At 64.2% G+C, this 6,000-nt stretch carries 5 protein-coding genes; 4 read left to right on the forward strand and 1 reads right to left on the reverse strand.

Annotated elements, in window-relative coordinates; genetic code table 11:
- The first annotated feature begins 719 nt into the window (after positions 1-719).
- The 4 genes from KRX52_RS10830 (at position 720) to KRX52_RS10845 (ending at position 4,276) form a co-directional block, all read left to right on the forward strand.
- Complete coding sequence (locus KRX52_RS10830) at positions 720-1,673, forward strand: DNA-binding protein (RefSeq protein ID WP_217681743.1); 954 nt, start codon at positions 720-722, stop codon at positions 1,671-1,673.
- On the forward strand, positions 1,673-2,254 hold the full coding sequence (locus KRX52_RS10835; protein WP_217681744.1) for a 3'-5' exonuclease: 582 nt from the start codon (positions 1,673-1,675) through the stop codon (positions 2,252-2,254). Before KRX52_RS10830 ends, KRX52_RS10835 begins: the two co-directional genes overlap by 1 nt.
- Positions 2,255-2,276: 22 nt before the next feature.
- Entirely contained in the window at positions 2,277-3,503 is a 1,227-nt protein-coding gene (locus KRX52_RS10840; protein WP_217681745.1) for a hypothetical protein, read from the forward strand.
- A gap of 74 nt (positions 3,504-3,577) precedes the next feature.
- Entirely contained in the window at positions 3,578-4,276 is a 699-nt protein-coding gene (locus KRX52_RS10845) for a hypothetical protein (RefSeq protein ID WP_217681746.1), read from the forward strand.
- 692 nt (positions 4,277-4,968) lie between these two features.
- Here the strand turns inward: KRX52_RS10845 and KRX52_RS10850 are convergent.
- The gene (locus KRX52_RS10850; protein ID WP_217681747.1) at positions 4,969-5,919 is read right to left on the reverse strand and encodes a hypothetical protein; all 951 of its coding nucleotides are present in this window, start codon (positions 5,917-5,919) and stop codon (positions 4,969-4,971) included.
- Positions 5,920-6,000 lie beyond the last annotated feature (81 nt).

Here is a 6,000-nt window from a genome sequence, read left to right on the forward strand (position 1 = left end):
CCGCCAAGTAGTAACGCGCCGGGATGCAGATTCCGATGCACGGACCTCCAGGTCCCTGAGAACCCCCTCTGATTCCAGTCAGCGGGGGTTTTTGCTTTCTAGCGCACGATATAGACCCTGCAGCTCACTCGTCAATTCCCGCGTATAGCCAGCAGTTTCGGCGATATTCATGTGTTATGCAGATGTAATTCCAACTGCATAGCAGCCTCTGGACGCCCATCACCCTCCCCCCTCTACACCGCACCATTACCGCGCCCACCGCACGCCCTTACCCCCTCAGATAAATAGAAGCCATGGCACCCGGCTGACCGCCGAGGTCGGAGCCGGCGAACACCCGTTCATCCTGCCGATGGCCGGATGCAATTCACGATGCCGTTGCCGCCCGGAGACTGACGACCACTGCCTGCGTAGCGACTGCACGCCTCCCAGTGACCGAAGCTGTAGCCCTTGCTCATGCTCAGGCGGGCTTCGATCAGCCATTCGCGCAGGCGCAGGGCGCCGGATCTGCACGCACACCCGTCACCACAAGCCCGCACTGCAACTCGCCGCGACGGCAGCAAGCCAAACACCGGACAGGCGGGCGAAATCCGCCGACCAAACCAGTCTAGCGCAAAGTTTGTTTGTTTGTTTGTTTGTTTGTTTGTTTGTTTGTTTGTTTGTTGCTTGATTCGTCAAGCATCGTTATGCTGGACATATGGAACCTCAGGAGTCCCGCCGACATGCGTCCCGCCGACATCACCGCTGATCAGATCATCGAAGCCGGCCAGGCCCTCCTGGACGCTGGCCGCAACGTCACCGGATTCGCCCTGCGGCAGCGCATCGGCGGTGGCAACGCCAATCGCCTCAAGCAGATCTGGGAGGAGCATGTCACCAGCCAGGCCGTCGCCCAGGCCGTACCGGTTGCCGAGCTGCCCATCGAGGTCGCCGAGCAGCTCAAGGCCGACAGCGAGGCCCTGGTCGAGCGCCTGGCCCGCCTCGCCGTCGAGCTCAACGACCGCGCCGTGAAAGCGGCCGAGCGCCGGGTCGCCGAACTGGTGCGCAGCACCGGCGAGCAGCGCGAGCAGATGGAGCGCGAGCTGGCCGACGCCGGCACTGCCGTCGACGAGATGGAGGCGAAACTCGAGGCCGCCGAAGCCCGCATTGCCGAACTGAACGGCGCCCTGGCCGGCGAGAAGGAGCGTCGCCAGGCCCTCGCCCTCGAACTGGCCCAGGTCCAGGAGCGTGCCTCCGCTACCGACAAGACCGCGAAGGAAGCTGCCCTGGCCGCCGCCCAGCGCGAAACCGAACTGCGCGGACAACTGCAGCAGTCCCGACAGGACGAGCAGGCCGCCCGCGAGCGCGAAGCCACCGCCAACGGCCAGCTGCTGGCCGCCCTGCACCAGCACGAGGAAGACAGCAAGGTCAGCGCCGAGCTGCGCCGCGACCTGGAGAAGGCCCGCAAGGAGGCCGAGGACGGCCGCGTCCACCTGCAGGCAGCCCAGGCCCGCCTCGATGGCGCAGCCCGCGAGATCGAGGACGCCCGCAAGCAGTCCCGCGAGGCCCGCGACGAAGCGAAGCAGGCCGCGTCCAGCGCCGCTGAGCTGCGCGGCGAGCTCAAGGCCCTGCAGCAGGAGCTGGCCAGCCTCAAGGCCGCGAAGCCCGCCACCCCGCCCCAACCTAAAGGCCGCCACTGATGCCCGATCGCCAGGAAGCCGCCGCGGCCGCACGCCGCTGGCTGGAACAGGACGCCCTGTTCCTCGACACCGAGACCACCGGCCTGCACGCCGGCGCGGAAATCGTCGAACTCACCCTGATTGACAGCCGCGGCCAGCCGGTGCTCGACACCCTGATTCGTCCGGAGCGTCCGATCCCCCCGCAACTGACGCGCATCCACGGCATCGACAACGCCATGGTGGCCAGCGCACCGCGCTGGCCGGACATCCACGAACAGCTGCTCGAGCTGATCGAAGGCCGCCTCGTGGTGATCTACAACGCCGAGTTCGACCTGCGCATGCTCGCCCAGGCCGCCAGCCAGCACCGGCTGCCCTGGCCGGAGGTGGCGCGCCGCGCCGGCGCCATGACGCGGCTGGAGAACGACACCTTGGCGCACTGCGCGATGCTCGAGTACGCCCGCTTCTACGGTGCGTCGCGCTGGCAGAGCCTCGGCAAGGCCTGCCAGCAACAAGGCATCGAGGTCGTCGGCGCCCACCGCGCGCTGGCCGACTGCCGGATGACCCTCGGCGTGGTCCGCGCGATGGCCAGCCACGCCCATTGACCCCACACGCCAGGGACAGGCCATGAGCTTCTTCGACCGACTGTTTGCCTTTCGCCAGCGCGAGGAACGCGCGCCCTTCGAGGATTTCCTCACCGAGCTGCTCGCCGAATGGCTGCGCCAGGCGACCGCGTCAGGCCGGATCGCCGAGGTGCTGACCGAGCTGTTCCGGTTGCGCCCCGAGCAGCTCGGCGCCCCGGAAAACCTTCACGAGCTAAGCTGGGAAACCCAGCACATCATCGGCCCCGGCCACCGGGCCGAGGGCAAGCGCCCGGATCTCGTAGGGCGTGGTCCCGGCTTCTTCCTGCTCGTCGAAAACAAGATCGCCGCCGCCTTCACCCAGCACCAGGACGAACTGGGCGACAGCCACCAACTGGAGCTCTATGCCGAGTACCGCCAGGAACGGACCGAACCCCATGGTGGCATTCTCCTGCTGACCCACGTCACGCTGCCGCCACCCGGCTGGATGCATGAAACGCTCTACTGGCGCAGCGTCGAACGGTACCTGCGGCACTTCTCTGACCACAGCCCGGCCGCCCTCCCCTCGGCCCTCGACTACCTCACCCGGCAACTGACCCTGTTCCTTGGAGAAAACGGCATGAGCGGCACCCGCATCGCGCTGGAAGACATCACCGCCTACCCTGCCTACCAGCGCCTCACCGAAGGCCTCTACAGCCTGGGCAAGATCGCCGAAAACCAGCTGAAGCTCGCCCTTCAACACGTCGATATGCAGAGTCTCAGAGCGCCACGCGGTGGCGGCAGTGGTGCCTACAGCTCTCCAAAGTTCTTTGGCTGGACACTGACCAACGACGGTCTCAAACCTGACGACGCCCACCTGATCCTGTGGAGCGGCATCGTCGCTTATGACATCTATGGCTACGTTAATCCGCGTACACCAGGAATTCCGGACCTATCTGTCGGCGTCGGTCTTTGGTGCGGCGCTGAGCAGGTCGGCGAAGCCGATCGGGACTTCCTGAGTGCCTTGGTTAAACAACTCAACGACCGTCAGCATGTAGTGGAGTGGCGTCTGGAGGCTTCTGACTGGCGAGATTATGGGCATGTGTTCTTGGTATCCGCTCGCCGCGCGCTGATCGAGGTCCACGTCCAGGCTGGCGGCGACGACCTGGACGATATCGCCAGCGAGTTCTTCCGAACTCAGTGCGCGGCGCTCCTCGAAGTACTGTCGGCACCGGCCGCCGACCGCGACATGCACGTCGAGTCGTATCTGCGTAGCCTCACGGTCTCCCAGTGAGTCGCGCCAAGGGCTGGACAGTTCAAGTGCAGCACTCTATTTATGGGCTATTAGCCCATAAATAAGGTAAAGCTATGTCCGCGCCCACCCAACGCTCTCAGCCCAACGACCGCAAGATAGACACCCGAGCGGCGGCCGAGTGGTACGCCGCCGCCACCGCGTTCATCCGGACCCTGCGCCGGCGCTACGACGTTCGCCCGCAGGCCGAAGGCCTGGACAGCTTCCGCTGGCTCGACGCAGCTGAGCTGAACGAAGCAGCCGCCCACTGGGCCGTCCTGGAGCACCGGCGTACCGAGCTGGGTATGAGCCCCGGGCGCTGGCTGCACGATCGCGAGCGCGACGAGCGCCTGGCCCCGCCGACCTTCCTGCCAGCCAGCACCGTGCGGGCGACCTTCCGCCATGAAACCGGCTGGGTGTACACCCAGCGCCTGCTGCTCTCCCCCTACGCCCTTAGCGAACCCGCCAAGGGGTGGCTGGAGCAGCACGACGCCCACTGCGAAGCCCTTCCCGAACAGGATGGCCAGCCGGCCGGCTGGGAAGTGCGACTGCCGGACACCCTGACCTGCCGCCTGCTCAGCGGCCGCGGACAGCGCATCCATGCCTACCTCGCCGACGGCAGCAGCCTGCGCTGCCGCGCCGGCAGCCTGACGCTGGTTCCGAACGGATGCGACGTGGCCATGGCCCGGCCGCGGAAAAAACGCGCCGACGCGATCGACTGGAACAGCGCGGCCCTGATCCTGGCAGAACATTACTTATGGGTAAATAACCCATAAGTAATGTTCTGCACAAATGGCCACTCCCGCACGATCGATGCCTGCTCGCAGGCATCTTAGCCGCCGGCACGGCCTGAATTGTGATCACTGGCGTCTGTGCGGCGATACCCGAGTAGCGGCCGGGTTTTTGTCAACGAGGTGGCCAGAGAGGTTAAAAACGACGCCGAGGCTCCGTCGCGGTATGCGAGGCATCAGGCGCGAACGGCTCACGACGCGCCTGATTACCCGCCCTCTGGAAACGGCGGGGATGGGTTGTGCTGTCATTGGGTGCAGGGCATAGCCCTGCCGCGGGTGCGGGGCGAGTAGCCCCGCGATGTTTTCTCGCGCAGCGCCATAGGCGCGAATCAGCGCGTGGCATTTTTGTTTTGGATCTTTCTTTTTTGAGGGTCTGTATGGGCCTTGGTGTTTTACCGACTGTACTGAGTAGTTAGACCTTTGAGGGGGTCATAGGACACTTAATTTCGATAGTGGGGACACCTAGGTTTTTTGCTCCTCATGGCAACGGCTGCTCTATCCACTGTGAGGTCCGCTGCGGCTCGCGGGAAGGTGTTTTGGATGGTTGGTTGGGGGCTTTGACGGCTGCATCCGCGCGCGCTGGATGGAGTTTTTACGCGCGTTCTCAGGAACGCACCATGGGCGCATGCTGTGGGCGCGGGTATGCAACCCTCAGTGAGGGGGTGCGGTGAGGGGTGTCAGTCTTTAAATGTGAGGCGCTGGATTTCGTCTATGTCGATGCCGCGTGTTTTGAACGTTCGGTCAACCTCTCGGCTGATCGTCGCCGCGTCGGCGTCAGGGTTCGCCAGCTTCATTTCGAAGATCGCCAGGCCCCGCTCGCGGAGTATCTCGCTGCGCTGTTCGATGGAGATCTTTTTGGTGACCGACTTTCTCGATGAGATGCGGCCGATTTTTGCGACCAAGCCATCAAGCACCAGGCCGGTCCTCGCCCGTGCTGCGCCGCTGGGCTTCTGTTTCTGTCCTTCCTGCTGCTGCGCTTTCTGAGCTTGCCTGCGCTGCGCCGCTTTCTCCTGCTCTTTTTGCAGCCACTGGCTCAGGCCGAATGCGCCAAACAGGTGCTTGCTGAAAATCTTGATGGCAGGCTCAGCACGAAACTCGCCCTCGACAAACGGCACGGGCTTGTTGCGCTCGTAAATACGCACGATCCTCGACTCGCGCAGGTCGCGCAGTGCGCGATCGAAGCGCTTTTCGCTCAAGCTCGTGAGTTGTCGCATCTTCGCTTTCGTCACCCAGGCGAAGCCGGCCGGGATCGGGCGGCCGAGATGTAGAGTCACAATGTCTACGAAATGCACGGCCGCGCGCAGGATTTGGATGATGGCTTCACGCCGCTCGCTGCGCATGCTGCGGCGGCGGTCATGGCGGCAGCCGTCGCGAGAAATAGAGCACCAACGCACGTTGGGTAGAAGGCCAGGATTGCTGTAGAAGCGACCGACGTTCGCGTGGAGGGCATCGAGGATCTTCGGACGACGACGGCTCGTTTCAGGCCTCACGATGTCGAGTGCCGGACCTGCGGGGTTGTGGCCGCAGTAATTTCCGCCGTTATTGACCCGAGGGACGTGGACCCGTGCAGGTTTGCTGTCACCGGAGGGATGGTGTGGGGCGGGTTTTGAACTGATCAGTAGTGCCATACACCACCGCCATCCTGGCAGTGAGCTAGTGACAAAAGGCACTTTTTAAGGTTGCGCGAAAGCGCAGTGAAAGCCATAATC

Origin of the sequence: Geopseudomonas aromaticivorans (genome assembly GCF_019097855.1) — a bacterium.
Lineage (GTDB): Bacteria > Pseudomonadota > Gammaproteobacteria > Pseudomonadales > Pseudomonadaceae > Geopseudomonas > Geopseudomonas aromaticivorans.